This window comes from Spirulina sp. LEGE 11439 (assembly GCF_059821285.1).
In genome coordinates, this window is the sequence record NZ_JCAMRX010000043.1 from 20,818 (window position 1) to 45,654 (window position 24,837).

30 protein-coding genes and 1 pseudogene are annotated in these 24,837 nt (G+C 41.1%); 18 read left to right on the top strand and 13 right to left on the bottom strand.

All coding sequences use genetic code 11. The features are described 5' to 3' along the window. Positions 1-5: 5 nt before the first annotated feature. Complete coding sequence (locus tag AC6RV6_RS22475; RefSeq protein WP_500243117.1) at positions 6-674, bottom strand: RibD family protein; 669 nt, start codon at positions 672-674, stop codon at positions 6-8. A 220-nt stretch (positions 675-894) separates the two neighbouring features. Then, positions 895-1,056, bottom strand: coding sequence for a hypothetical protein (locus tag AC6RV6_RS22480; RefSeq protein ID WP_500243118.1), 162 nt, complete (start codon positions 1,054-1,056; stop codon positions 895-897). Here AC6RV6_RS22480 and AC6RV6_RS22485 point away from each other — a divergent pair. The 7 genes from AC6RV6_RS22485 to AC6RV6_RS22515 all read left to right on the top strand — a co-directional run bounded on the left by AC6RV6_RS22485 (position 1,055) and on the right by AC6RV6_RS22515 (position 7,802). Continuing rightward, positions 1,055-3,169: an ATP-binding protein gene (locus AC6RV6_RS22485; RefSeq protein WP_500243119.1), complete on the top strand. Its 2,115-nt coding sequence runs from the start codon at positions 1,055-1,057 to the stop codon at positions 3,167-3,169. The genes AC6RV6_RS22480 and AC6RV6_RS22485 overlap by 2 nt on opposite strands. Positions 3,170-3,375: 206 nt before the next feature. Beyond that, positions 3,376-3,855, top strand: coding sequence for a hypothetical protein (locus AC6RV6_RS22490; protein WP_500243120.1), 480 nt, complete (start codon positions 3,376-3,378; stop codon positions 3,853-3,855). 15 nt (positions 3,856-3,870) lie between these two features. Beyond that, the gene (locus AC6RV6_RS22495) at positions 3,871-4,341 is read left to right on the top strand and encodes a CoA-binding protein (RefSeq protein WP_500243121.1); all 471 of its coding nucleotides are present in this window, start codon (positions 3,871-3,873) and stop codon (positions 4,339-4,341) included. Positions 4,342-4,489: 148 nt separating this feature from the next. Next, positions 4,490-4,816 (top strand): Nif11-like leader peptide family natural product precursor, encoded by a 327-nt coding sequence (locus AC6RV6_RS22500; RefSeq protein WP_500243122.1) that lies wholly within the window; start codon positions 4,490-4,492, stop codon positions 4,814-4,816. A 109-nt stretch (positions 4,817-4,925) separates the two neighbouring features. Beyond that, positions 4,926-5,381 (top strand): nucleoside-diphosphate kinase, encoded by a 456-nt coding sequence (gene ndk, locus AC6RV6_RS22505; RefSeq protein WP_500243123.1) that lies wholly within the window; start codon positions 4,926-4,928, stop codon positions 5,379-5,381. A gap of 60 nt (positions 5,382-5,441) precedes the next feature. After that, positions 5,442-6,086, top strand: coding sequence for a class I SAM-dependent methyltransferase (locus tag AC6RV6_RS22510; protein ID WP_500243124.1), 645 nt, complete (start codon positions 5,442-5,444; stop codon positions 6,084-6,086). A gap of 81 nt (positions 6,087-6,167) precedes the next feature. Then, complete coding sequence (locus AC6RV6_RS22515; protein WP_500243125.1) at positions 6,168-7,802, top strand: mechanosensitive ion channel; 1,635 nt, start codon at positions 6,168-6,170, stop codon at positions 7,800-7,802. Positions 7,803-7,923: 121 nt separating this feature from the next. Here AC6RV6_RS22515 and AC6RV6_RS22520 read toward each other — a convergent pair whose 3' ends face one another. Next, on the bottom strand, positions 7,924-8,379 hold the full coding sequence (locus tag AC6RV6_RS22520) for a DMT family transporter (protein ID WP_500243126.1): 456 nt from the start codon (positions 8,377-8,379) through the stop codon (positions 7,924-7,926). Between the two features lie 112 nt (positions 8,380-8,491). On the opposite strand from AC6RV6_RS22520, the gene AC6RV6_RS22525 reads away from it, so the two are divergent. From AC6RV6_RS22525 to AC6RV6_RS22545, 5 genes are all read left to right on the top strand, one after another. Further along, a complete protein-coding gene (locus AC6RV6_RS22525; RefSeq protein ID WP_500243127.1) occupies positions 8,492-8,983 on the top strand; it encodes a MarR family winged helix-turn-helix transcriptional regulator in 492 nt (163 codons plus the stop codon). Between the two features lie 48 nt (positions 8,984-9,031). Further along, entirely contained in the window at positions 9,032-9,325 is a 294-nt protein-coding gene (locus AC6RV6_RS22530; protein ID WP_500243128.1) for a hypothetical protein, read from the top strand. 144 nt (positions 9,326-9,469) lie between these two features. Further along, positions 9,470-9,745, top strand: a complete 276-nt coding sequence (locus AC6RV6_RS22535; RefSeq protein WP_500243129.1) for a hypothetical protein — start codon at positions 9,470-9,472, stop codon at positions 9,743-9,745. Positions 9,746-9,765: 20 nt separating this feature from the next. After that, entirely contained in the window at positions 9,766-9,897 is a 132-nt protein-coding gene (locus tag AC6RV6_RS22540) for a hypothetical protein (protein ID WP_500243130.1), read from the top strand. A gap of 45 nt (positions 9,898-9,942) precedes the next feature. Further along, positions 9,943-10,077: a hypothetical protein gene (locus AC6RV6_RS22545; RefSeq protein WP_500243131.1), complete on the top strand. Its 135-nt coding sequence runs from the start codon at positions 9,943-9,945 to the stop codon at positions 10,075-10,077. Positions 10,078-10,081: 4 nt separating this feature from the next. On the opposite strand, the gene AC6RV6_RS22550 is transcribed toward AC6RV6_RS22545, so the two are convergent. Further along, entirely contained in the window at positions 10,082-12,076 is a 1,995-nt protein-coding gene (locus AC6RV6_RS22550; protein WP_500243132.1) for a hypothetical protein, read from the bottom strand. A gap of 171 nt (positions 12,077-12,247) precedes the next feature. On the opposite strand from AC6RV6_RS22550, the pseudogene AC6RV6_RS22555 reads away from it, so the two are divergent. Beyond that, positions 12,248-12,565, top strand: a pseudogene (locus AC6RV6_RS22555) (IS630 family transposase); the annotation flags it as partial. On the opposite strand, the gene AC6RV6_RS22560 reads toward AC6RV6_RS22555, so the two are convergent. Both AC6RV6_RS22560 and AC6RV6_RS22565 read right to left on the bottom strand, forming a co-directional pair. Continuing rightward, positions 12,544-12,741: a hypothetical protein gene (locus AC6RV6_RS22560; RefSeq protein WP_500243155.1), complete on the bottom strand. Its 198-nt coding sequence runs from the start codon at positions 12,739-12,741 to the stop codon at positions 12,544-12,546. The pseudogene AC6RV6_RS22555 and the gene AC6RV6_RS22560 sit on opposite strands and share 22 nt — an antisense overlap. Next, a complete protein-coding gene (locus tag AC6RV6_RS22565; protein ID WP_500243133.1) occupies positions 12,686-12,838 on the bottom strand; it encodes a hypothetical protein in 153 nt (50 codons plus the stop codon). Before AC6RV6_RS22565 ends, AC6RV6_RS22560 begins: the two co-directional genes overlap by 56 nt. Here AC6RV6_RS22565 and ylqF point away from each other — a divergent pair. Next, complete coding sequence (gene ylqF / locus AC6RV6_RS22570) at positions 12,828-13,676, top strand: ribosome biogenesis GTPase YlqF (RefSeq protein ID WP_500243134.1); 849 nt, start codon at positions 12,828-12,830, stop codon at positions 13,674-13,676. The two genes, AC6RV6_RS22565 and ylqF, sit on opposite strands and share 11 nt — an antisense overlap. Positions 13,677-13,690: 14 nt before the next feature. Here ylqF and AC6RV6_RS22575 read toward each other — a convergent pair whose 3' ends face one another. Continuing rightward, complete coding sequence (locus AC6RV6_RS22575) at positions 13,691-14,557, bottom strand: RIO1 family regulatory kinase/ATPase domain-containing protein (RefSeq protein ID WP_500243135.1); 867 nt, start codon at positions 14,555-14,557, stop codon at positions 13,691-13,693. Positions 14,558-14,572: 15 nt separating this feature from the next. Further along, positions 14,573-14,986: an NUDIX hydrolase gene (locus AC6RV6_RS22580; protein WP_500243136.1), complete on the bottom strand. Its 414-nt coding sequence runs from the start codon at positions 14,984-14,986 to the stop codon at positions 14,573-14,575. 160 nt (positions 14,987-15,146) lie between these two features. On the opposite strand from AC6RV6_RS22580, the gene AC6RV6_RS22585 reads away from it, so the two are divergent. Genes AC6RV6_RS22585 through AC6RV6_RS22595 form a run of 3 tightly spaced genes read left to right on the top strand, consistent with a single transcriptional unit; the run spans position 15,147 to position 17,945 of the window. Then, positions 15,147-15,881, top strand: coding sequence for an HAD-IIB family hydrolase (locus AC6RV6_RS22585; RefSeq protein WP_500243137.1), 735 nt, complete (start codon positions 15,147-15,149; stop codon positions 15,879-15,881). A 5-nt stretch (positions 15,882-15,886) separates the two neighbouring features. After that, positions 15,887-17,146, top strand: a complete 1,260-nt coding sequence (locus tag AC6RV6_RS22590) for an acyltransferase family protein (protein WP_500243138.1) — start codon at positions 15,887-15,889, stop codon at positions 17,144-17,146. Positions 17,147-17,174: 28 nt separating this feature from the next. Continuing rightward, positions 17,175-17,945, top strand: coding sequence for an endonuclease/exonuclease/phosphatase family protein (locus tag AC6RV6_RS22595; protein WP_500243139.1), 771 nt, complete (start codon positions 17,175-17,177; stop codon positions 17,943-17,945). 9 nt (positions 17,946-17,954) lie between these two features. On the opposite strand, the gene AC6RV6_RS22600 is transcribed toward AC6RV6_RS22595, so the two are convergent. Continuing rightward, complete coding sequence (locus AC6RV6_RS22600; protein ID WP_500243140.1) at positions 17,955-19,850, bottom strand: thiamine pyrophosphate-binding protein; 1,896 nt, start codon at positions 19,848-19,850, stop codon at positions 17,955-17,957. A 149-nt stretch (positions 19,851-19,999) separates the two neighbouring features. On the opposite strand from AC6RV6_RS22600, the gene AC6RV6_RS22605 reads away from it, so the two are divergent. Further along, positions 20,000-20,773: a class I SAM-dependent methyltransferase gene (locus AC6RV6_RS22605; protein WP_500243141.1), complete on the top strand. Its 774-nt coding sequence runs from the start codon at positions 20,000-20,002 to the stop codon at positions 20,771-20,773. A gap of 32 nt (positions 20,774-20,805) precedes the next feature. On the opposite strand, the gene AC6RV6_RS22610 is transcribed toward AC6RV6_RS22605, so the two are convergent. From AC6RV6_RS22610 to gntT, 4 genes are all read right to left on the bottom strand, one after another. Further along, positions 20,806-21,573 carry an SDR family NAD(P)-dependent oxidoreductase gene (locus tag AC6RV6_RS22610; protein ID WP_500243142.1) on the bottom strand — a complete coding sequence of 256 codons (768 nt, stop codon included), beginning with the start codon at positions 21,571-21,573 and terminating at the stop codon, positions 20,806-20,808. A gap of 25 nt (positions 21,574-21,598) precedes the next feature. After that, entirely contained in the window at positions 21,599-22,447 is an 849-nt protein-coding gene (locus tag AC6RV6_RS22615; RefSeq protein WP_500243143.1) for a sugar phosphate isomerase/epimerase family protein, read from the bottom strand. Between the two features lie 14 nt (positions 22,448-22,461). Next, the gene (locus AC6RV6_RS22620) at positions 22,462-23,265 is read right to left on the bottom strand and encodes a hypothetical protein (protein ID WP_500243144.1); all 804 of its coding nucleotides are present in this window, start codon (positions 23,263-23,265) and stop codon (positions 22,462-22,464) included. A gap of 122 nt (positions 23,266-23,387) precedes the next feature. Beyond that, on the bottom strand, positions 23,388-24,710 hold the full coding sequence (gntT, locus tag AC6RV6_RS22625) for a guanitoxin biosynthesis MATE family efflux transporter GntT (protein WP_500243145.1): 1,323 nt from the start codon (positions 24,708-24,710) through the stop codon (positions 23,388-23,390). Positions 24,711-24,837 lie beyond the last annotated feature (127 nt).

Below are 24,837 nucleotides of genomic sequence, written 5' to 3' on the forward strand. Positions count from 1 at the left end.
AGTTATCAGTTATCCAAGGTGTAATGGAGAAAAATTTCGTTTTCGATCGCTTCCGCACTCAAAAGGCGTAATGATTTGGGCGATCGCAACGAAAAGCCCGTTCCGCCAACAACCATCGGGGCATCCTTGCCACCCAGCAGTAAAGGGCAAACCGTCAGCCAAAATTCATGAATTAAACCTTCAGCGAGTAAAGCCCCCACTAATTCTCCTCCCCCTAAAATAGCCACGCGGTGCAATCCTAATTGATAAAGGTGCTGAAAAGTCGATCGCCAATGATTCCTTGTTTCAACTGCAATAATGCGATCGAAATGATGACCCTTCTGCCATTGTTTCGCCCCAGCAACCGAAGTGAGCAACCATCGGGGAATGGGTTGCTCGAAAAAACGCCATTGGGGATCGAGAGTGCCAGAGAGAGAACAAACAAGATGGATGGGTTGGAGGGGTTTACTGTCCTCTCGTCGTTGTTGTAGGAGTTGGCGATCGCGAATGGGGAGAGTCGTGCGATAAGCCTGTAATGTCCTTCGACCCAACAAAACCCCATCGACGGCAGCAATTTGCCGTTCTAAATGCGCCCGATCGACCTTCGAGCCAAAACGTGCCGGCGATCCTTGGCGATCGGAGATTTTGCCATCCGCCGTTGTTGCTAAAATTACCGTTGCGTGAGGAAAGTTCACAAGTTCCTTCACAACTTTCCCTATTTCCGCATTTCTACTCACAGAGAAAATTCCTCGAGTCCGTAATTCTTCTCAATTGCAGTGCATTTCGACTGCTTCTTTACAGTAAATTTATGGAAATCCACAAATTCTTTAAAAAAAATCTTGGTTGTGATACTTATCATTGATAATAGTTCCCACTTTTAGTAAAGCCATTTTTCCACGAATGTAGTTTTTTCAACTAAAGAACAGAATAAAGGAGATGATAGAAAGAAGGTGCGACACGACTTGAGAGATCGAGTTGCGATCGCAATCTACCTTTCAATTTAATTTTCCCATATTCTCTCCTTCTCTTGCGATCGCCGAGCAGTTGGAGATTGGCTGCGCTTAAAATAAAAATCATGGCTAAGTCTTTCCGTCGCATTTTACTGTCGCGTTTGTTATTGCTCAGCGTTCCCATTATTGTCTTGGGAGTGAGTACAACTTACCTTGTCACCTATCGAAAGGCTCGTTCTGGGTTACTCGCAACCGCTCGTCAAAATCTTACCGAAAGTGCTGTCAGAAGAGGTAAAGAAATTACCAATTCTATTGCTGCGCTCAAGTCTAATTTGATTGCTGCCAGTCATACTTCTGTTTTAAAAAGCGGCGATCGGACAAAATATCCCGAATTTCTCAAACAATTAAGCAAGCAACTCCCAACTCACATCGAATGCTTGGAACTGGTTGATGCCACAACAAACGAGAGTTTAGAAAACACTTGCGATCGCGAAATTTTAGCAAGTTTTGAGTCGGACTTCTGGCCTCAACAGCAAGAAAATATTCTGCTTCCTCTCCCCCAAGTCAAGATTCAACCCCTATTCCCAGAAACGACTTTGGATGCTCAGACAGACTGCAAGCGAGAGGAAAATTCTAATGCCAATCAATTGAAGCTCCTTGCTAGCGTTCCTGTCTATAACGAAGAAGAACAACTCAGCGCGATTCTAGTAGCGCGATTGGCTATTATCGAGCCCAATATAATAGAACCGGGTTCTCTTTCAGGCAGTACGGCAATTCTTAATCAAGAAGGGCTAATTTTGGCGCATCCTTGTTTAGAACGAGTCGGACTCAAGATCGATCGAGAATCAAGGGAGGATATTGGACGCTTGCAAGGCATTCTTAAAAAAGCACAGGACGGAGATCAAAATTTCATTCACCTTTTTTCTTTTGAGCAAGAAGGAATTGAATTATTGGCAGGGTATACGGGAATCCCTAATCCAATTTCCGAAGAACAAGATCGCGTTTGGGTCGTTTTAACCATGACTCCTTTGCACGATGCTCTTGCTGCACTTGATGATATTCAAAGGGTTTTATTGAGCTTACTATCTAGTCTGACATTGGCATTAATTTTAGGAACAATTCTGGTTATCTTATATGCCTCTCGTGAAATCGCAAAACCCCTCGAACAACTGATCGACTGCATTAAGAAACAAGATCCTTTGCAATCTCAAGAGCCAATTCCCGATAATTTTAAAGTTTACGAATTCAAGCAACTCGCTCGGGAATTTAATGCTACCCTCGCTCATATTAGAGATTATTGCGAAATCTTGAATAGAACTGTAGAAAATGCGAAAAGAAATGCGAGAGAAATGCGCGATGCCAAGGAAAAGTTACAAAGCGCATTAGCATCTGAAAAACTAGCGAAAAAAAATCTAGAAGAAGCACAACAACAACTTCAAGATGCTTTAAAGGCTGAAAAATTAGCAAACGATCGCTTGAGAGAGTTTTTGCGTTGTATGTCCGATCGGTTTCGCACCCCTTTAACTGGATTAATAATGAATCTCGATCTGTTAAGAGATGAAGTTGAAGACGGTACAATCGAAATTGGCCAAGAAAATGAGGAAACTCTCGAAGATGCCTATGTATCAACTAAGAAACTCTATAATAGACATGAGCAAATTGCTCAAATGTTTTCAATTTCAGATGGTAAATTTTTCCCTGAGATTCAACAGGTTGATTTGACCAATATTTTACATGAAATTAGTCAAGAATATAGTCCAAAAATTCGGGACAAAAAACTTGATTTTTATTCTCAAGACTGGAAAAATGAAGAAATTCTTATTTATGCGGATCCTAAACGGTTAAAAGAAATTCTGAAAGCATTAATTAATAATGCAATTTACTATACTCAAACAGGAAGTATTACATTAAATACGCATGTTGAAAGTATTGAGATATCCAAAGAACAAGTTGAAGTGGATAATAAGACCAATGGAAATTCTTTTTTTCCAGCCGGACAAAAAGCCTGTATTATCATTCAAGATACGGGATGTGGAATATCTTCACAACAATTAGAGAAGATCAATAACCCTTGGACAAATCGAATGACTTCAGGATTGTCGATTGTGATTGCTCATATCCTAATGGAAATGATGAACAGCACGATTGTATTTGATAGTGAAGGAGAAAATAAAGGAACAACGGTTTATCTTTGTTTTCCAATTGCGAAAAAGCCCCGCTTGGCACTTGACAAAAATTAACAATTTTTGTTACAAAGTACAAAATATTAGACACATCAGCCTCTCAGCACAAATTCCAGATAGTTTTCCGTGATATAGATCGCTGGTCAATAGACAACCGGATCGCGAGAAATCCTGTTTCATCTCACCCGCACGACGGAGGAAGATCGCTGCAATGTCCAGCCGATCGCGAGATAGTAAACTCGTGAGGAATTGAGAAACAGATTATGAATAAGCGCCCCAACAACCCCATCGCTCGTAGTTTCGCTGCAACTTTAGCCGCTTTAACCTTTGCGACCCCCGCGATCGCTTCCGAGACATTTCAGCCTTCAGAAGTTACACGCAACGCACCCATGACCCTATCTGATGGCGTTCATCTGTACGGAGAGTCGGAAAATCCTAACGAAATGGGTAAATCCTATGCCATTCTCGAAGTTAAAGCCGGACGGGTTACGGGAGCATTTTATCAGCCTCGTTCTTCTTTTGATTGCTTCCGAGGGGAAACCCAAGACGCACAATTGGTATTAAGCATTACGGATAGCTATACGGGAGAAACATTCCCCCATGCGATCGCCATTCAAGATACTTCGTTACTGGCCTCGGTTGGCGATATCACCAATAGTCAACCCAGTTTGCAAGGATTTCATCGTCTTGAGGAAATGAGCGATCGCGATCGCGAACTCCTGCAAACCTGTCAAGCGCAATAAAGGGAAACAAAACAGATGAATTTAAAGGGAAACGATCGCGCTTTACAAGATATTCTGACCCACGCTCAAACGATTGCCGTTGTCGGACATTCAAATCGGCGCGATCGCCCCAGTTATCGCATCGCTCAATTTTTACGACAGAAGGGATATACGGTGTATCCTGTCAACCCCAAAGTTACAGAAATTGATGGTTTTCCTTGTTATGCGTCTTTACAAGCATTACCCGAGGCGATCGATATTGTGAATATTTTTAGACGCTCTGAATTTTTGCCTGAAATTGCCCGTGAGGCGATCGCGATCGGGGCCAAAGTTTTTTGGGCGCAAGCGGGAATTAGCCATCCTGAAGCGGCGAAAAATGCAGAGGAAGCCAACTTACAAGTAGTCATGGATGCTTTATTCTGGTTGAGTTTCAGCGTCTCTTGCCGTAGCAGCAAATCATCCAGCCTCTGGGATGGAGTCACGCGACCCGGATGTATGTTAGATTAACCAAGTTTGAAGGTAAACTTCCCTCGCTTTTGAGGTTATAGCGATCGCATGGGAACAGAAAGTGACTTGCCGTTTTAGGGAAGTGTGTGTCAAAATTGACTTCCATTACGATAAAATTTAAAACCAGTTTAGATATAAGTGTAGCCAAATGTCTCAGCGAGAAAGGGTAGTTGACTTTTTTCAGAAAGTCTGTGACGATCCAGCGATTCAAAATAAACTCAAAGCCCCTTGTCCCGCAAATCGTCAGGGATTTGCTAATGTCGCCAACGAATGCGGCTACGACATTAGCGGTGCAGATATTGATAACTACGTCAGGTTCTATCAATTTTACGAAGAATTTCAACAGGCGATCGATCAACATCAAGCAGGAAAGGCTAAATTGGCAGACTGGCTGAATCGGTGGCAAAAGCACCTCAAGAAATTTGACGACGATCCTCTCGACGATGCCTATGACACCCTGCGGCGTTATATCTAAAGCACGCTTTCTCAGCTTTTGCCTTGGTTATTTCCCTTTGCTGTTCCTTTGTCCCCGTTCTAAGTTAATCTGACCTTTGTATCGATTTGTTAACGAACGGGAGAGCAAAATGGAACGCACTTTCATTATGATTAAACCCGATGGCGTACAGCGCGGTTTCATCGGCGAGATTATCAAGCGATTTGAAGCTAAAGGTTTTACTTTGGCAGGAATGAAGTTAGTTGCCGTATCGAAGGAACTGGCTGAAAAACATTATGACGTTCATAAGGAGCGTCCTTTTTTTGCAGGATTGGTAGAGTTTATTATCTCCAGCCCCGTTGTCGCGATGGTTTGGGAAGGGGAAGGAGTTGTCGCTTCCGCGAGAAAAATTATTGGTGCGACCAATCCTTTAACGTCCGAACCCGGGACAATTCGCGGCGATTATGGTATTGATGTCGGCCGCAATCTCATTCACGGTTCCGATGCGATCGAAACGGCTCAACGGGAGATTGCTTTATGGTTTGCTGAAGATGAGTTGGTTTCTTGGGAGTCTCATACGAAATCTTGGCTCTACGAGAAAAAATAAGTTCGCGGAAGGGGGAGAGAGGGAATTTTCCTCCATCTCCCGTACCCTAAACAAGATCCCATGCTAAGCCCAGAACAACGCAGTAAAATCGATCGCGCCGAGGATTCTTTCTTTTATTCTTTTCCTCGTTTTGTTACCCATGTAGACAAGTATTTTCTGGCACGACTTACCCGCCTCTATCGAGAACGCCTGCAACCTCAGAGCCGCATTTTGGATATGATGAGCAGTTGGGTGTCTCACTTGCCCGAAGAGATAGAATTTGACCATATTGAAGGCCACGGGATGAATGAGGAAGAATTAGCTAAAAATCCTCGCCTCGATCGCTATTTCATTCAAGATCTCAATCAAAATCCCAAATTTCCGCTTCCCGATAATGACTTTGACGCGGTTCTCAATTGCGTTTCCGTTCAATATCTCCAATATCCCGAAGCGGTATTTAGCGAAATTCATCGGGTTCTCAAACCCGGTGGGATTGCTATTATTAGTTTTTCCAATCGGATGTTTTACCAGAAGGCTATTGCTCTCTGGCGAGATGGGACAGAAAACAGCCGCCTCGATCTGGTTAAAAATTATTTTCAATCCGTCTCCGGTTTTAGCGAACCGGAAATCGTCGCCCATCGCTCCGAATTGGGTGGCTTGTTACAAATGTTAGGAATGGGTGGTGCGGGGGATCCATTTTATGCCGCGATCGCTGCTAAACAATGAACAATTATCAATGAACAATTATCAATGAGCGGTGGGCTGATATTGTGAACGTGAAAACGGATTTTTCAGCCACGAAGAACCATGACATTAATTCAAGAAACGGCTTTGGCGATCGGAGAATCTCGATTTGTGGCACAACTTCCTCCTTTGCCCGGTTGGGTTGAGGATATGCTTTCTACAGTCGGAGAAAGTTTAGGAACATCTGTTCTAGATGTCGTTCGTGCCATTCTCATTCTTCTGATCGGCTGGATTGTTGCGATCGTCGTTCGCAGGGTAATTTTGGGACTGTTGAATCGCACGGCGATCGATAACAAAATTGCCGCCTGGGTCACCGGCTCCCAAGAAGGAAGCGATTCGATTCCGATTGAGAAATGGATTGCCGAAATCTTTTATTGGGTGGTCATTCTTTTTACTGTGATTGCCGCATTAGAAGCCTTAAAATTACAAGAGGTTTCTGGACCCATACAATCTTTTCTCGAAGAAGTCACGAAGTTTTTACCGCAAGTCGGTGGGGCGTTAATTTTGGTGGGGCTGGCTTGGTTGTCGGCAACTCTTGTTAAGTTGATTGCGACGCGAGGACTGCGAACGGCACGTCTTGACGAACGCTTGGGGCAGCAGGTTGCAGCAGAGGAACAAACTCACCCGTTTTCCCTGACGGAGACGGTGGGCAATACCCTCTATTGGTTTATCTTGCTCTTGTTTCTGCCTTCTATTCTCAGTACTTTGCAATTGCAGGGGACTCTCGTTCCCGTTCAGGACTTACTCAATCAAATCCTGAAGGCAATTCCGAATATTTTAGCGGGGGTAGCGATCGCTTTTGTCGGTTGGTCGATCGCGCAAGTCATTCGCCGAGTCGTCACTAATTTATTGGTTGCCTCGGGTGCAGATCGCTTGGGTGCTCGTTTTGGCTTGACGGGAGAGGGAGACAACCGCTCTCTCTCGTGGATTTTAGGCACGGTGGTCTATGTTTTGATCTTGATTCCCGTTACTATTTCCGCCCTCAATGCCTTACAAATCGCGGCGATTTCCGAACCCGCGATCGCCATGTTGGAGCAGGTTCTCGGCATTTTACCCCAAGTGTTTACCGCCAGTTTAATTCTCGTTTTGGCCTATTTGGGCGGGAATTATGTCTCGGAATTGGTGACGAGTTTGCTGGTGGGCATTGGCTTTAATAATGTGTTGCAATGGTTGGGTTTGGCGAGTCTGGGAACATCTTCCTCGGATGTTGCGGGAGAATCTCCCACAGAAACCCCCGAAACGCAAATTCCCACTCGCACTCCTTCGGAATTGGCCGGATCGGTGGTATTAATTGCCATTCTGTTGGTTGCGGCTTTGGCGGCGGTGGATATTTTACAAATTCCCGCTCTGACGGAGTTCGTACAGGCCACGATGCAAGTCGGCGGTCAAGTCTTAGTCGCCGTGGTTATCTTTGCGGTGGGCTTGTATTTGGCCAATTTGGCTTTTAATTTGATTGCCAGTTCTGGCAACCGTCAAGCACGGATTGTGGGTCATGCAGCCAGAATTGCTGTCATTGCCCTCGTTTCGGCGATGTCCCTGCGTCAAATCGGGATTGCTAGCGATATTGTCAATTTAGCCTTTGGCTTGTTATTGGGCGGTATTGCTGTGGCGATCGCGATCGCCTTTGGCATGGGCGGCCGAGATATCGCGGCTGAACAAATTCGAGGTTGGCTCGATGAGTTCAAAAAGCATGATTAAAAACTTTTCTAAAGTTCGCTCGCTATAGCTTTAACTGTGGCGATCGCGCAATTTTCAGAATTGATTCCATGCGAGTATTACCCGACCCTTACGGGTAATACTCGCACACTCAAAATGAACATTAGTTTCTGGTATAGGCGACTAAGGAAACTCCCAAAACCACTAAAACTACCCCGGCAATGCGGGTGGGACTGGCTGTATATTTCGTTAAGCCGATCGCACCATAATGATCTAAAAAAATTGCGGCAATCATTTGACCCGCGATCGTTAAGGAGAGAGCAAGGGCTGCTCCAATTTTAGGGGTTGCGAAAATCGTTGACCAAACATAAAACGTTCCTAAACAACCGCCAACCCACATCCACCAAGAGGTTTGACTGAGAGCCGCCGCCGCAGGAAGAGGATATCGCGCTACGAAGCAGATGGCTAAGGAGGCTAACGCTCCGGCCAGATAAGAAATAAAGGTCACTTGCATGGGTTCCCCCACATAGCGTCGCAACAAAGTATTCAAGGCAACTTGAACCGGGAGAACCGCCCCGCCTGCCAGTGCTGCTAAAAGATAGATCGTCCGTCCGTTCATCGTGCAACCTCTTTGTTAATTTAGTTTGAAATCAAGATACTTAACGTCAAGATCATAGCAGTTATCTTGATGTTAAGATAGTTGACATCAAGAATCTGAGTTGAGTAAGTTGATGAAACCGGATGCAGTGGATAAAATTTTGGGACAATGGCGGAGGGAGCGTCCGGAGCTAGATGTCTCGCCAATGGGGGTGATGGGGCGCATAGCAAGGCTTAGCAAGCATCTCGATCGCTCTATTCGAGTAACGGTTTCCGAGTTTGGGTTGAACCTTGGAGAATTCGACGTACTGGCGACCCTGCGGCGATCGGGACATCCTTATCAGCTTTCGCCGACGGACTTATATAAATCGATGATGATTTCCTCCGGCACCATGACCCATCGCCTCGATCGCTTGGAAAAATCCGCACTCATTGAACGAATTCCCGATCCAAGCGATCGCCGAGGGATGCTAATTCAGTTGACAGAGAAGGGCTTCAATCTTATTGAAAAAGCAGTTGAGGCTCATGTGACCAACGGGCATCGCCTTCTTGCTGTTTTAGCGCGATCGGAGCATGTTGTTTTAGCCGATTTGCTCCACAAGCTCTTGATTGCATTTGAGGAATAACGGTTCAATAGTTCGTTTAAGCTAGAATTTGATTGCATTACGATTTTTATGTTCAGAATCATTCCTTTATTGCTCATTTTTGCTCTAGGTACTGCTGGAGTGATTATTTTTGGTTACTATGCCTTAATTGATTGGGATGCTTTGCAACTGGCTTATCTTAACTTCTCCAATCTTGCTGGAAGCTCGCCGGATTTAACAGCTTTATTTACTGCGGAAGCACAGCAGAACATTCATCGTATCAATCTTTTTGCTGATGGGGTTTGGGTACTTCAAAGTGCGATTTTAGGGGCAATTGGCCTGCATGGAATCTGTACTTTACCTCGAAAAACAAGAAATTTTTAAAGGTGTTCTTACTTTCGCGAAACAGACGGCTTGACATGCTGTCTTCGCGATCGCAGCAATTGTGCCGATCGTCTCGATAAAGTTTTGTATCAAAATATACAGAAAATTGTTCCGATATTCCAAAATGGGAATTGTTAGCAATTGATGATATTAGGAGCAAGTGTTATGGCGATCGCACTCTTCCCGCAAACTGCCAATTCCCTCAAGTGGCAATCGGAATCCTGTCAATATATTCCGCAAAATGATACCCGAGTCTTAGAAAGCGGCGATTGGGTGTCTTTATTTGCTTTGCCGTCGGAATACGCCCATCACGAAGCATTGTTATTGTGTCAAATCGATGGCGATCGCTGGGTAACGTGGATTCCCGATTGCGGTGAGGTCGAACTTTGTTTGCGCCAGTTTTGTCCTCGAATTGCTTAAGGTGAGGTAGAGAGAAGGGTGTGACCGAAGAAATACAAGAGGATCGCAGTTTGGATCGTGGCGTTTGGATTCCTTTGCTGCTTGCTTATCCCAATGCAGAGATCCCAAATTGGTTAAATGATGCTGTTACCAATAATCAATGGGAAGCATGATTAAATTATCGCGATCGCGCTCTTCATGCTCTCCGCAACCATCCCATGAAGGAGCATTTATTTCCTCTTTTTGTCGCAATGGGTGCGGCAGGAGAAAGCGCAACGGGTAAAGTTTTACATTCAAGTTTTACCTATAGCGTTCTCGGTATGGCAGCTTTTTCAATGAACAATGAACAATAGGTAATTATTTCACTTTTCGATTGTGAGTAATCGTGCTGGTAAAGATTTTTTCTCCAGCTTCAATGTGCAATGTTCCTTGTTTCCAGCCGAGGGAAATGGGAATTCCTTCGGGAAGCGATCGATAGAGTTCAAAATGATTCAATCTCTTATCAATCTCGCTATTTCGTTTAATGATGGGAAGGCGATGGCGATGACTAAGCGATAAAGTATTCCCCAGTATTCCTTTTAATTTTACTTTTCCTGTTGATAAATCTTGCAGATTTAATTTGTTTTTGCGCTTGACATTTCGTTTGAATTGTGCATAGTTGCCGTGTGTTTCGGGTTCGCCAACTTCGAGGGCAAAACCGGCATAGCGATCTCCATTGATTTCGGCTTTTAAGGTCATTTCTGCGCCGTAAGCCTGTTGATATTTTTTATGTTCGATGGTGACTTCAGTATAGTTTGTTAAGCCAATGGGACGCAAGGCTAACCAAGTGCGATCGAGTTGAAAAAACCAAATATCTCCTTCAATTTCTGCCTGTGCTGTTTTGGGAATTTGGAAGAAAAAGGGGGTATTATTTGCCGGACGCAGCCAAATTAAAAGATTGCGAAATTGTGCGATCGCATCTCCTGTTTTTTTACCTTCTTGCGCCCATTTTCCGCCGGTATTAGCGAGGAAAACATCGGAACCGCGATCGGGATTAGAAGCAATGAGTTTAAAGGGAGCAACATCGCCATCGGGAAAGCTCGAAATAATGCTTCCCATTTGATAATGATGTCCGAAAAAAGTCGTTTCCCAATATCCCGGTCGATCTTCTCCTCCTTGTTTCCAATTTTCATAAACGGGTTTGGTTGACAATAATTCTACAGGTTTCTTAAATTGTTTTCTGGCGAGGGCAACGACTGCTTGCGGAGGACGATAAGAACTGGTAATAACATGAAGGGAATCTCGGGCGGGTTTTGGGTTGGGATGGGGAACATCTCCGAAATAAAGCCAAAAGAAACTGGCTGCACCAGACCCATAAACAACATTTGTTCTGTAACTATCGCGTTTATTGGGACCGGCCCAACTTCCGCGATAATATTTCACGGCAGCTGCTGCTGAGAGCCAATCGAGGGCAGCTTTTGCTAATGCTTTCATTTCCGGATCTCGGGCAAAATCATATAAATTGAGATAAGAAGCAAAGGTGTGACCGTGATAAATGGGCGAGTCCCATTCACCCATGCCAATATAATAGAGCGCCCAAACATAACGCTGTATTTTTTGTTTGTAAAGTTGGCGAATTTCTTCATTTCCGGTTTCTTCTGCCATAAGATAAATAGAAATATCTCGCATGGCGCGGAGATTATCGGTATTGCGATCGTCTACCCAGTTTCCCATTTTGCTAATATCCCAGCCGTCTAAGTTGCGATTGCCATGACCATGAATGGGATGGGGACGAGTTAAGGGATCTTGTTCTGTCCACTTTTTCGCACCTGCAAACATCCGTTGTTTATAAGCCGAATCGAGATATTTTTCGAAGAGAAAGTATTTACGAATCTGTCCTTTGAGGGTAAAGGAATAGTAATAGTCTATACCTTCGGTATGTTGATGTCTTTGCGCTTCTACATCTTCTGCTTGTAGGGCTGCAAGTGCTTTTTCGCGATTACCTGCTAAAAAGTCTAACATAGCCAGAGGATAAGCCTGTTTTTCTCGTTCTCCATAGGTCGTCCCATAGTTTTTTCCAGCATAATATTCGATGGCAACTCGGGCGCGTTGTTGAAATTCGGCTTCTAATTCTGGTGTCCAAAGATTGCGATATTTAGTTTCAACTTGAGGAAGAGAAATATCCCATTCTGTTTCTAAATCGACAAGGGAAGGTAATAAGTTTTGGGTTTGTGTAGAGGTTTGTTGGCTGCGATCGCTTTCATTTTCTGAAGGATATACAAAAATATCTTGGCTCGGGGTCGCGCACCCGGTAAAGAGAAGGGTTAAAATTGCAGCAGTTAAGCGCACATTCCGTTTATACTGAAAGATCATCGCTCTTTGTTGTTTGGGTTAGGTGAATTGGTGCGATCGCTTTTTTCTCTTGCCTTTCCTGTTCTCATTATAAAGGTTGAATGAGCAACAGCCACTATAAACTGAAATAAAGTTAATTTTGTATTCAAGTTGAGAGAAATCTGAAAATGAAACTCAAGAAGAAGAAACAATGAGATAGAGTCTGGAAATCTTGTAGTGTATGCGATAGACGAATGTCATCTCATGGGAGGAGATATTGTGGGACAAGTCTGGGGAATATCAGAAAATCGAGTAGAAATTCCGATTGCTAACTATCGAGATAGAAAAACATATTATGAGGCATTAAATTTATTTTAACCTGATTTAGTATTGTTAGAATATCCCGCAGGGAATGGAGAATATACAGTAGATTATCTCAAACATTTGCAATCAATCAATAAAGGGAAAAAGATTTTAATATTTTGGGATGGAGCATCCTATCATAGAGGTCAGATAATGAAAGATTTTTTGAGGATTTTTTGAGTTCCTGTTAGTTTGCGATCGCTAAATATCATGTCCTGACTGAGTTTAGGGATTTTACTTTGATTTTGCTTTTCCCAGAGTGACAAAACAGGGATATAACGAAATAGCTCAAGCCATGCTCGCAATAATGTCAACACTAATGCACTCGTAGATTCTGCCTGCATTATTATGTCTGGCGATCGCGCTATTGCCAACGCCGTCGAAAAACTCTACGATATTTATCTCTGTTCTAGTGGGAAATCTGACAGCAATGAGTCCCATTATTCAATGGTATCCCGGTCATATCGCCAAGGCCGAGCGACAACTGAAAGAAAATCTCAAGCGCGTGGATGTGGTGTTAGAAGTCCTCGATGCGCGGATTCCTTTAGCGACGCAACATCCTCAAGTATCGGAATGGATTCAGCACAAACCTCGCCTCCTGATTCTCAATCGCATGGATATGATTCCCTCGTCACTGCATCACGCTTGGCGCAAGTGGTTTGAGCAACAAGAAGAAAAGCTGTATCTCACGGATGCCAAACAAGGAAAAGGCGTAAATGCGATCGCCAAAGCTGCCCGGGAACTGGAAACAGGAGTCAACCAACGACGGCGCGATCGCGGCATGAAACCTCGTCCTGTCAGAGCCGTCGTTATCGGGTTTCCCAATGTGGGCAAATCTGCCCTGATTAACCGTTTGGTGGGGCGCAAAGCAGTGAAAAGTGCGAGACGTGCGGGGGTGACGCGACAGTTACAATGGGTGCGGATTTCCGAGCAAATCGAGCTTTTGGATGCACCGGGGATTATTCCATGGCGATTGGACAATCAAAAAGATGCCGTCAAATTAGCCATTTGTGAAGATATTGGCGAGGCCTCCTACGAAAATCAGCTTGTTGCTGCAACTTTAGTGAATCTGTTAAAACAAAGAGGCTATAGTGAAATGCTTGCCTCTCGCTACAAACTCGATCCGACGGAGATAACCGGAGAAGAATATATTGATAAAGTCGCCAGCGATCGCTATCGTGGCGATCAAGAAAGATTTGCCGTTCTCCTTTTAAATGATTTTCGTAAAGGGATTATGGGGCAAATTGCACTAGAAATTCCTTCTTTTCCTGTGCTTTGATCGATTGCTTAGTATCATCCTTCTGCTAAGAATAATACTAAGCGATCGCAGGGATCTTTGAGAGTCAGGTATAAAGAAGTAGGTAAAGACCAAATATTTTTTGGTTTATCCGGATCGAGGTAGAAGTTTCCCAAGCCTTCAGTAAATTGGGCAATTTTTTCTAAATGATAGCCGGATGCTTTTAACCAAGGAACAATCTCGCTTTTTACTAGATCTAAAAATTCCTCTCTTACTGTTGTCAATCGCAAAGAATTGAAAAGCGTGACAGCCATTTCTAAGGCTTCTAATACTCCTGTTTCTTGCCCTTGATAATCCCACTTAATATCAAAATCAATTAAATGAACATTTCCTTGGGAATCGATTAATTCGTTATCTCCCCAGCGATCGCCATAAATAATTCCGTGTCGATGGGCTAAATTCATTTCTTTGAGAACTGTAAAAACACTTTCAATCTTTCCTACTTTGACAGATTCGTGTAGTGTTTGTCCTTCAATAAATTCCATGAGAATCCAATCATTATCTGCATGAATCAATTGTGGAACAGGCAAAGAGGCAGCCAAAGCATTTTCCATAAATTGAATTTCTTCAGGAACTGTTCTTAATTTAAAGATTCCACCAACTCCAAATAATCCCATGACTTCATACATATATCTCATATATGCTTCAATTTCCTCAGAAGAAATTTCTCGTCTGGCACGAAAGACATAGCGATCGCTCTTTATATCCACAAATAATGTATGATTTAATGCACCTTCAAAGGTGGTTTTACGCACATTAGCAAATTGTCCTTGAGGAATTTGAGATAAAGCACGATCTAACTTTTTTGCAATTGATTCTGGTAAATCTAACATGGCGCGATCGCGAACAATTTTTTCTGTCATTTTTTGCTGGAATAATTAACTTGATTTTGAACGATTGTCAAAATAATCAAAAAACTCATTCAATATTTCTCCATAGTGAGAAGCAAGAGAGATATCTGCAAACTCCTTGCGATCGAAATAAGCGAGTTTTTGTCCTTCGGTCAGATGAATTTGTGTTAAATCTAAATCAATTTGATGCCAAAAAATATATTCATCACATTCTTCCCAAGAATAGTATTTAAAAAACTCTACTTGCTGGAGATCGAGTTCAATTTCTTCTCGCAATTCTCGGCAAACGGCTTCTGCTGGAGATTCATTTTCATCGATATATCCACCTAAGAATGCCCAGCAATTGGGAGAAGGAATTGAAGGTTTATCATCGCGAAGATAGAGTAGTACTTGTTCTTGACTGTTCAAGAGGATAATGTCCGATCCTTGTGCTTCTCTCATTATAGACTGTGACAAAAACTATGAATGTAGTATAAAACACCAAGGAAAAATCTCCATTAAATTTTTATAATTTTTCAATAATTCCCTCTTGAGTTTAGATAAAATCAGGTTAAGATGAAACCTTACTGTATACCTTTTTTATTGGAGTTTTCTGTAAATCATGCCTATTGATGCTCAACCTTCAGTTATTATAGCCACAGATTTAGACGGAACATTTCTCGGGGGATCGGAACACCAAAAAGCGGAGTTTTATCAGTATATTCAAGAAAATCGCGATCGCCTTCTTCTCGTCTTTGTTACAGGGAGAGAACTTGATATTACTTTTGCACTCTATGATGAACCTGATTTTCCCATTCCCGATTATATTATTGGTGATATTGGAACGACTATTGTAGAAGGAAAAACAGGCGAACCAATTAGAGATTTACAAGATTGGGTGGCAAAAACATGGAATAATTCTAACGGCGCAGTAAAGGAATTGCTAGCTGGAGAACCGGGGATTAGATTACAATCTGTAGTGACAGAATATCGAGTTTCTTATTATTATCAGCCGGATCGCTTGCAGTCTAGTACATTGAATAAAATTGTCAAAGCAGGATATGATTATATTCTTTCGAGCGATCGCTATTTGGATATTATGCCAAAAGGTATCTCTAAGGGGCCGACTTTACTGAAATTTATTGAAACCATGAAGCTAGAGGCAAACAATGTTATTGTTTGTGGCGATACGTTGAACGATCTTTCTCTGTTTGAGACAGGTTTAAAAGGGATTGCTATGGGGAATTCTGAACCTAAGTTAATTGAAAAAATTTGCCACCTAGAGAATGTTTACATGAGTTCTCATCCCGGTGTTATGGCAATTTGGGATGGCTTAAAAGTATATGGAAAAGAGTAAAAATAATGACGATCGCGTTGCTCAAACAAACAAGAAAATTACTGCTATTTTTTCTACAAGAATCTAATCTTACTGAAAGTCAAGAACGAGTTGCCAGCCATCTTAAAGGTTATATGCCGATATTGGAAGGATATCGTGGGATGGCTTGCTTGCTTGTTTTTTTGATGCACTTTTATTCCGATCGCTTCAATCAAAATCAAAGTTTTCTCGGCTCCGTTTACAAACAAATTCTGACAATTGGTTGGTGTGGAGTCGATGCTTTTTTTGTCCTTTCGGGTTTTCTTATTACCGGAATTCTTCTCGATAATAAAAATGATACAAATTATTTTAAAAATTTCTATTCTAGAAGAATTTTGAGGATTTTTCCTCTCTATTATTTTTCTCTCTTTCTCATTTTTTTGCTGTTAAATTCTCTTTTTGTTCAAGATAAAAGTTATCGCTATCTTGAAAGTTTACAGAGTTGGTATTGGTTGTATTTACAAAATTGGGAAGTGACTATTCATGGTCATGCTAGTTTTAATATCTTGTCTCATTTTTGGAGTTTAGCCATCGAGGAACAATTTTATCTCTTTTGGCCATTTATTATCTATTTTATCCCTAAACGTTTTTTAGGAGCAGCAATCGCATTTTTTATTATTATACCAATTCTACTTCGCAATATTTTTTTATTCCAGTACCTTCCTCCAGAATATCTCAATATCCTCTATATGAATACACTTTGTCGGATGGATTCTCTGGCGATAGGAGGTGCGATCGCTTTTCTATTGCGATCGCACGCTTGGCGACTTTTACTTATTTGTTATTGTCGGTTAACATTACTATTAAGTCTGACCAGTTTAGGCGTAATTTTTATTATTCAAGAGAGCTTTAATCCGGTAGATTTACTCATTCAGTCTTTTGGGTATTCTCTACTTGCGATTTTCTTTGCAGCGTTACTGGTTTTATCCCTCAGTCTTGCCAAAGAGCAAACTTTTACTCGAATATTATCTTGGTTTCCTTTGCGTTATTTAGGACGTATTAGTTATAGTTTCTATGTTTATCATTTTCTGATTCTATTCCTATTCCGCGATCCATTCACTCAATATATGCTTAAATTAACTCATTCTTACTGGGTAAGCGAACTTTTATTATTTCTATTTTTTGGCATAATAATTATGGCGATCGCATCTTTAAGTTGGTATATTTTAGAAAAACCAATTTTAACGCTCAAAAAATATTTTCCCACTCGTCAAACTTTGAATAAATTTAATACTCATTTGTCTTAATTTCCATATGAATATAATGCTCAAATTAATGACCTTTAATCTCCGCTACGATCGCCCCGATCCCGGAGTAAAAAATTGGAAAATGAGAAAAGATGCGATCGCAGAGCTCATTCATTCTTATCAACCCGATCTAATCGGGACACAAGAATTAAAACCAAACCAATTATCGGAACTCGAAGAACTTCTCCCCGATTATAATGCAATCGGTGGCGATCGCCGAGGAAATGGAACAGATGAATACTGCACGATTTTTTATCATCCATCGAGAATAAATTGTTTAGAAACGAGAGATTTTTTTCTCAGCGAAACGCCAACAATTGCCGGAAGTATTACACCACATTGGGATAATTATGCTCCTCGTATGGTCACTTGGGGACTCTTTAAACTTGGCAAGTCAGAGCGATCGCTTATTCTACTAAATACCCATTTTGCCCATCTCAGTTATAAGGCGCGAGAATTGAGTGCTGAGTTAATTATTCGTTATTGCGATCGCTTTCCTTTAGAGGGATCTTACTTATTTTTAACTGGGGATTTTAATGCACTTCCTCATAGTCAAGAACGAGAGATATTAAAACAGCCCATAAGCGATCGCATTCAGCTTCAAGATACTCTAGAAAGTTTACCAATGAAAGATCAAAAGACTTTTCATGGATTTACAGGTAAAGCAACCACTGCGATCGATACAATCTATTACGACTGTCGTATAAAGCTCCAAGATGTTGCCATTGATAAGCAGCAATGGCATGGTGTTTTTCCTTCAGATCATTTTCCAATCATTGCTGATTTTATCTTACCTTAAATTTGCTTCTTAGCTTAACAATAACCTAATTGTGTTTTCAATATCCTTTTCATCAAGACCTTGATGAGTAAATTGCTCTGATAATCCCCCACATCCTTTTTTTGTGCTGCCTAAATAGGCATATTTCGGCGTAAAACCTCGTTCTAATAACCAAGACCCAAAATAACTCCCCAATCCTGTGCGGCGATTGAGCGCTTCAACCACTAAAATAAAAGGCGCAGAACCGATTTTAGCCATCATTTCTTCATCAATAATATTCAAGGTCGATTTATTGATTAATCCCACATGAAGTCCCTCTTTTTTTAAATTTTCGATGACATTTAAAGAGCGATAAAGTAACTCACCAAAAGTGACAATGTAGCCTGCATTTCCTTCGCGAATAACTTCATCTTTTCCTGGTATAAAAGTATAATTTTCTCCGTATACTTCTTGATTATCCCCAGTTAACATAGTAGGGACAGGAGAGCGACTGGAGAAGAGAAAACGCAATCCCGGTTGATTAAATATGGTTTTGACACAAGCCTTCATTTGCCCCGAATCTGCGGGATAATAAAGACGAGTATTATCCCCTTCTTCCAAGCCATTATTGGCAAACATAATATTTAAGCCAAAATGACAGGTATTATCTGCAAGATCGTCTACACCAGAATGAGAAAAATTACATAAAACATTGGCATAATTTAAACGTGCCATAGTAATTTCTGAGATACACATTTCCAAAAAGGCACTATAGGTACTAAAAATTCCCTGTTTCCCTGATTCCATACCAAATCCTGCTGCAGCCGAGAAATTTCCCCGCTCCATAATGCCACCGTTATAGAATATTTCGGGATGAGTTTGACTGATTTTATTGAGACCGCAAGACTCTCCTAAATCGCTATCAATACACATTATTTTTGCTTGACGATCGCCATTGCTCATGCTACTTAAAATTTCTGTCACCGTCGCATCAAAAGTATGTCGCGGTTTGCTTCCCGACCCTTTAAAAGTATAAATTCGCTTCTCAGGTTGAGCCTCTTTTAACATTTCAACAGCACCAATATGGCCGCGCTTTTCCAAATAGGCGATCGCGCGATCGCGAGAGAGTGCATCGTGACCGAGAGGAGTTCCTTCAACCCCTTCAATACCCGGACACATGGGGCGATTATTGACCACGGCAACGGGTCCGGAAATCGCGATCGCTTGACAAAGACGTGCATAAAGATCGTCTATATCTTCTCCTTTTCCTGCAAGGACAGTTAAACCATGACCCGAGAGAGTTTTAGCGAGATCGAACTTTAAATATTCTGAAGGATGTCCAGCAATCGTAGAGTTATTGTTATCAACAATAACTTTAATGTTTAAATTATGAGCGACAGCTAAACGCGCTGCTTCCGCATCATTTCCTTCCTGTTGGGAACCATCGGAACCCAAACAAAAAACGGCGCGATCGCGGTTGGCCATGGCTACTCCATTGGCATAAGGCCACAAATGCCCCAACCGTCCCCCGCTAAATTGTACCCCCGGTGTCTCTCCGCGCTCGGGATGACCAAAAAGACCAGCCTGAGCCTCGCGGTAGTGGAGAAGGCGATCGCTGCTCAGATCTCCGCGAAGTACGGCCATGAGATATTGAGTGGCGACACGATGTCCGGCTTCATCAAAGAAAATCGGTACGAAGCGATCGGGTTGTCCGCGAAAGAAACTATCTAAAACGATCGCTTCAGGGACAGTATCATAAGCGCCTCCTGTATGTCCACCTAATCCTTTTGCTTCGCTAAAGGCAGTAAAAAACACGATCGCATCTCGACAAAGTTGAATATTCGCTTTTAGCGCACCTCTCTGTTCATGGGTTAAACTAGAGTGGATTGGATTTAATTTTAATGGTTTGTAAATCTCTAAATCAATAGGGAATTCAATCATTGTCATACTCAAAACATTTCAATTGACCCAGATTATCATTGTTAGAGAAAATCTTGATTTTTTTTATCTTAAAAAAAGATTAAATTAATCCTAGATTTCGTGAACATGGAGAGAAAATGTAAGTATTGTTTCTATTAAGCATTAACTTTGTATCAATGTTATCTCTACTGTCAGAACTTCAAGCAAAAGCTGAGTTAGAACTAAAAGTTTTACAATTCAGACTCAAAAATCTGCACAAACAAAATTTCAAATGTCCAATCTGCGGTTACTATGGGCCTTTTTTTGATGTGTCTTTACCAATCGGAGTAGATGCTGAACATGAAAGATGTATCCGATGTCGAGCTTGGACAAGACATCGCTTACAAAAATTAGTTTTAAATGAAGTCTTTAAGGATTATGATACTTCAAATAAAAGAATATTACATTTTGCCCCAGAGCGTTTTTTTCAGCAAAGTTTCCAAAAGCAATTTCAAGACTATGTGAGTGCTGATATTGCAATGGAAAAGGTAGATGTTCGCTGCGATATGACAAATTTACCCTTTGAAGATGAGAAATTTGATGTTGTTTGTGCTTGTCATGTTCTCGAACATATTAAAGATGATTTCAAAGCAATTTCTGAAATTAGAAGAGTTTTAAAACCTAATGGAATTGCGATATTAGCTATTCCTATTATTGGGAAAAAGACAATAGAGTATCCAGAAACTAATCCTCATGAATGGGAACACGTAAGAGCCCCAGGGGAAGATTATTTTGAGCGATATTCTCAGTTTTTTTCAGTGGTCAAGCAATATCGTTCTACTGATTTTCCTGACATCTACCAACTTTTTATCAATGAGGATAGAAGTTTGTTCCCTAATGATTTATGTCCTTTGCGTCCAACAATTGAAGGAAAAAAACATATTGATTATATTCCTATCTGTTATGTCTAAAATAAAGAGCATGGTGGAGGAAAAACTTACCTTTACATTAAACTCATACCACCATTGACGCAAAGATATTGCCCTGTTACAAAAGAGGATTCTTTACTAGCAAAATAGAGGACAGAATCGGCAATATCTTGAGGAAGTCCAACACGCTTAACTGGAACTCTTGTTGTTTCATAGGTCTCTTTTTTTTGTTGAAAATTGGGTTCGCTAAAATGTCGTTCTACAGGTATCCATCCCGGTGCTACTGTATTAACAGTAATTCCAAAAGGAGCGAGTTCTGTTGCCATACTGCGAGTAAAACCCACTTGTCCTTGTTTTGCCGTTACATAGGCACTAAAATTATTAACCGTGCGAAAACAAACATCACTGCTAATGTTAATAATTCGCCCCCATTTTTGCTGTTTCATCGCTGGCAAACAAGCACGGGTCAGAAGATAGGGACTCTTAATAAACAAGTCAATTGCTGTTTGAAAAGTGTCCCAAGTTTGCTCTTCAAAAGGGATTTGAGGATGATCTCCCCCTGCATTTAAGACAAGGATATCAACTACTCCTAATTGTTGCACGATCGCCTCATACATTCCTTTGATATCTTTCTCGTTGGTCACATCCCCTTGTACCAAAATAGCTTGAATTTCCTGCTGTTCGATTGCAACCAAAGTTTCTTCAGCACGATCGCGATCGCGATGATAATTTAAGGCGACTTTAGCACCGCACTGTCCTAATTTGAGTGCGATCGCTTTTCCCAAACCCGCACTACTTCCCGTGACTAAAGCAATATGACCTTCTAAAGAAAATAAGCTCATTTTTTGGTGATTAACTCTTGAATATTTAGGATTTTTTTAGTATTTGGCGGAGATTTTGTAAACTGATAGTTGTTCCGCGTTGGATATCTTCTGGATTCTCATATTCAACAGCCCAATATCCTTGATAACCAGAATTCAGCAGTTCTTGAATAATGGGCGGCCAATTGATTTCTCCCTCGCCAAAAGCACAAAACTGGGGCGCATTATTAACCCAGCGAACATCTTTCCAATGGCTATAATTTACCCAAGGTAAAATATAGCGCAGTGCCATTAATGGATCGGTTCCTTGGTTGAGAAAATTAGCCGGATCGTAGTTTAATCCTACGGCTGAACTTTTAACACCTTCCATAATTCGAGCAACTCGCTGTCCTGTCGCTGTCGGTCCGCCGTGATTTTCAATAGTAATTTTGATCCCTCTCTCTTCTGCATAATTACCAACAGTTGTAAAAGCACATTGTAGCTGAGGAAATACTTCGGAAGGTGGGCTATCATTGCGATGTTCTCCTGATAGCAATCGCACGAATTTTGCCCTCAACATCTTAGCAGCATCAATAAACCCTCGAACTTTTTGTAATTGTTCTTCAAGTACCGATTTGTCCGGAGTTGCAAAGTTATTTCGTCCAGCTACACAAATAATATCAACTCCAGCTTCTTCTGCCCAATTAGCAATTTTATGAATGGATTCTTCACCACCGCTATCGAGGAGATGTTTAGGTGCATTAGGATGAGCATTCACTTCGACGGCTCGAATATCGAGATTCTTTATCCATTGAAAATAATCTAATATTTCTACTTCTCGCCATCCCCAAGCAGCACAGGCAAATTGAGAGGGCTTAACAGTTATATTTTCGGAAATAGGTTCTGAATTTGACATTGAATAATATCCTTTTATTTTGTTATATTTGAGCAAAATTTTTGATTAATCGCTTGTCCTTTGGTTGCGATTAATTGTGCGATCGTTTCTTCGTAAAGAGAATCGGGAATTGCCAGACCTTTGTATTCTTGATTTCTAAAGGAAAAACAAAGATTGGCCGCATAAACGGGCGATTCTAGCGATCGTGCATATAGATCTGTAATCTCGCGATCGTTTTTCACAATTCCGTGCATGAGAATAGGACTAAATAAACCAATCTGATGAAAAAGAGGAAGATCGACAATCTCATGTAGTTTTGTCAAAAACTTCGTGCTAACACAGAGTTTGGATAATTTCCCGATATTCTTTTGGACAATTGATTGACAAGCATCGATATAAAATTCTAGAAAATGATTGTTGTTTGCGAACATTGTGAATGAGTTTGTGACTTTTTTAGCGCAAAAAATTTCTCCTTTGCCAAAATCAACATTATCTTCTGTATCTAGCCAAACTTCACGACAAACTAAATAATCTGCTGTTGTCTCGACTTTTAAGCGATCGCGCTCGAAAATAATAATATCCGCATCCATCCAAATGGCGCGATCGTATCCTTGTGCGAGAAATTTTTTCGCTAATTCTAATCGAGCTAGATCGGCAACGACATTAATTTTACCTTGAATTTTATCCACATACCAATCGGGAACATAATCAAAAAAATTATCTTCCCTCTGGTAATCAAATCCTTGGTATTCTGCCCAATTTTGAACGGTTTCTAAACAATGTTCGACCCATTTTGGCGTTCGATCGGCTTGGAAAGATTGATAGACAATAGTTTTCACGATGATCCTAAAATCCTATCCTAGAATAAATTTGAAATCCCAAGAAATTTAACTTTTTAATTAGACCATAAAAAGGGCAAAAGACAAAATAATTTTTAATTTTTTTAACTTTTTAACTTCATCTAAGTTTCTTTGACTGTTAAAGAACGAACTGCGGGTATAATTAGAGCGATCGTTTTAGTAGCGAGGAATAAAGAAATCGCCAGCCATAAAAGATGATTGCTCTGAAAATACCATCCGACGATCGCCATTGGCGTAAAGCCAATCACGAGGGAAGTTAGCACTGCATTACGCAGAATATCTCCCCGTGCCAAACCCAAGAAATAGCCTTCAAATAATGTTGCAATTCCCGGTAGACCAAGTAAACAAAAGAGCCAAGGCGTATAAACATGAATATGTTCGGTTAATTCAACGCGATCGGTTAAAAAACCAAAAATAGTCTGTGGAAAAAGCTCGCAGATTGTTGCAAAACCCAAGCAAATTGGCAAACTCGTACTAAGAGAAACTTGCATTAACGGCCAAAATTTTTCTTTTTCTCCTTGACCGAGAAAATTTCCCGTTAAAGTTTCGATCGCATAAGCCATCCCATCAATAAAATACACTGTTACCAATCCCATCTGTAAAATCAAAGTATTATCCACAAAAATAACAGTTCCTAGCGTTGCACTCAGATCATTAAACAAGGTAAATGTAACAATTGAAATAAAAGTTCTTAAAAAGAGATTTATATTAAAAGCAAAAATCTCCTTCAGTGCCATTAGATCGAAAATCTTAGGAAAGATAGTAACAACTTCTTGCCACTGAATTTGCTGGCTGGCAAAAACAAGCGCGATCGCTAACATTAAATACTGGCTAATTGCTTGCGATAATCCCGCTCCTGCACTTCCCCAATGCAAATGAACAATAAATAAATAATCTAAAATAATATTGGCAGCATTGCCGATAATTGATAGTATTAAAACCTTATTATTTTTCTCTCGTCCTAATAACCAGCCAAAGAGAACAAAATTCACTAAAACTGCGGGTGCGCCCCAAACGCGAGTATTATAATATGTCATTCCCGATAGTTTTATCTCTGGAGTTGCGCTTAACAAAGCAAAGCCAATCTCTCGTAATGGCTGTTGAAAAATCACTATGAGTAACCCGATCGCTAAAGCAATAAAGCCATTTCGCAAACCGATCAGCAGCATTTCCTCGCGATCGTCTCGTCCCACCGCTTGTGCTGTCACTCCCGTTGTTGACATACGCAAAAATAACAGCGTAAAATAAATTGAATTAAATAAAATTGAAGCCAGAGCAACTCCAGCTAAAGAGCGAATTTCTTGAAGATGTCCTAAAAATGCGGTACTAATTAAGCCTGCTAAAGGAATAATGAGATTAGAAATAATATTAATCGCAGCCAGACGATAAAAACGAGGGAGAAAATTGTATTTTTCAGGTAACATAAAAATTTTGAAAAGTTTAAGAGCTTTTGGTAGGATAAAGGATTTATTACAGAAATCTGTAATTATTGAGCGATCGCATTTTTTTCCTCTACAATCTCTCTAAAGTTTGGAACACGACTAGAGATTG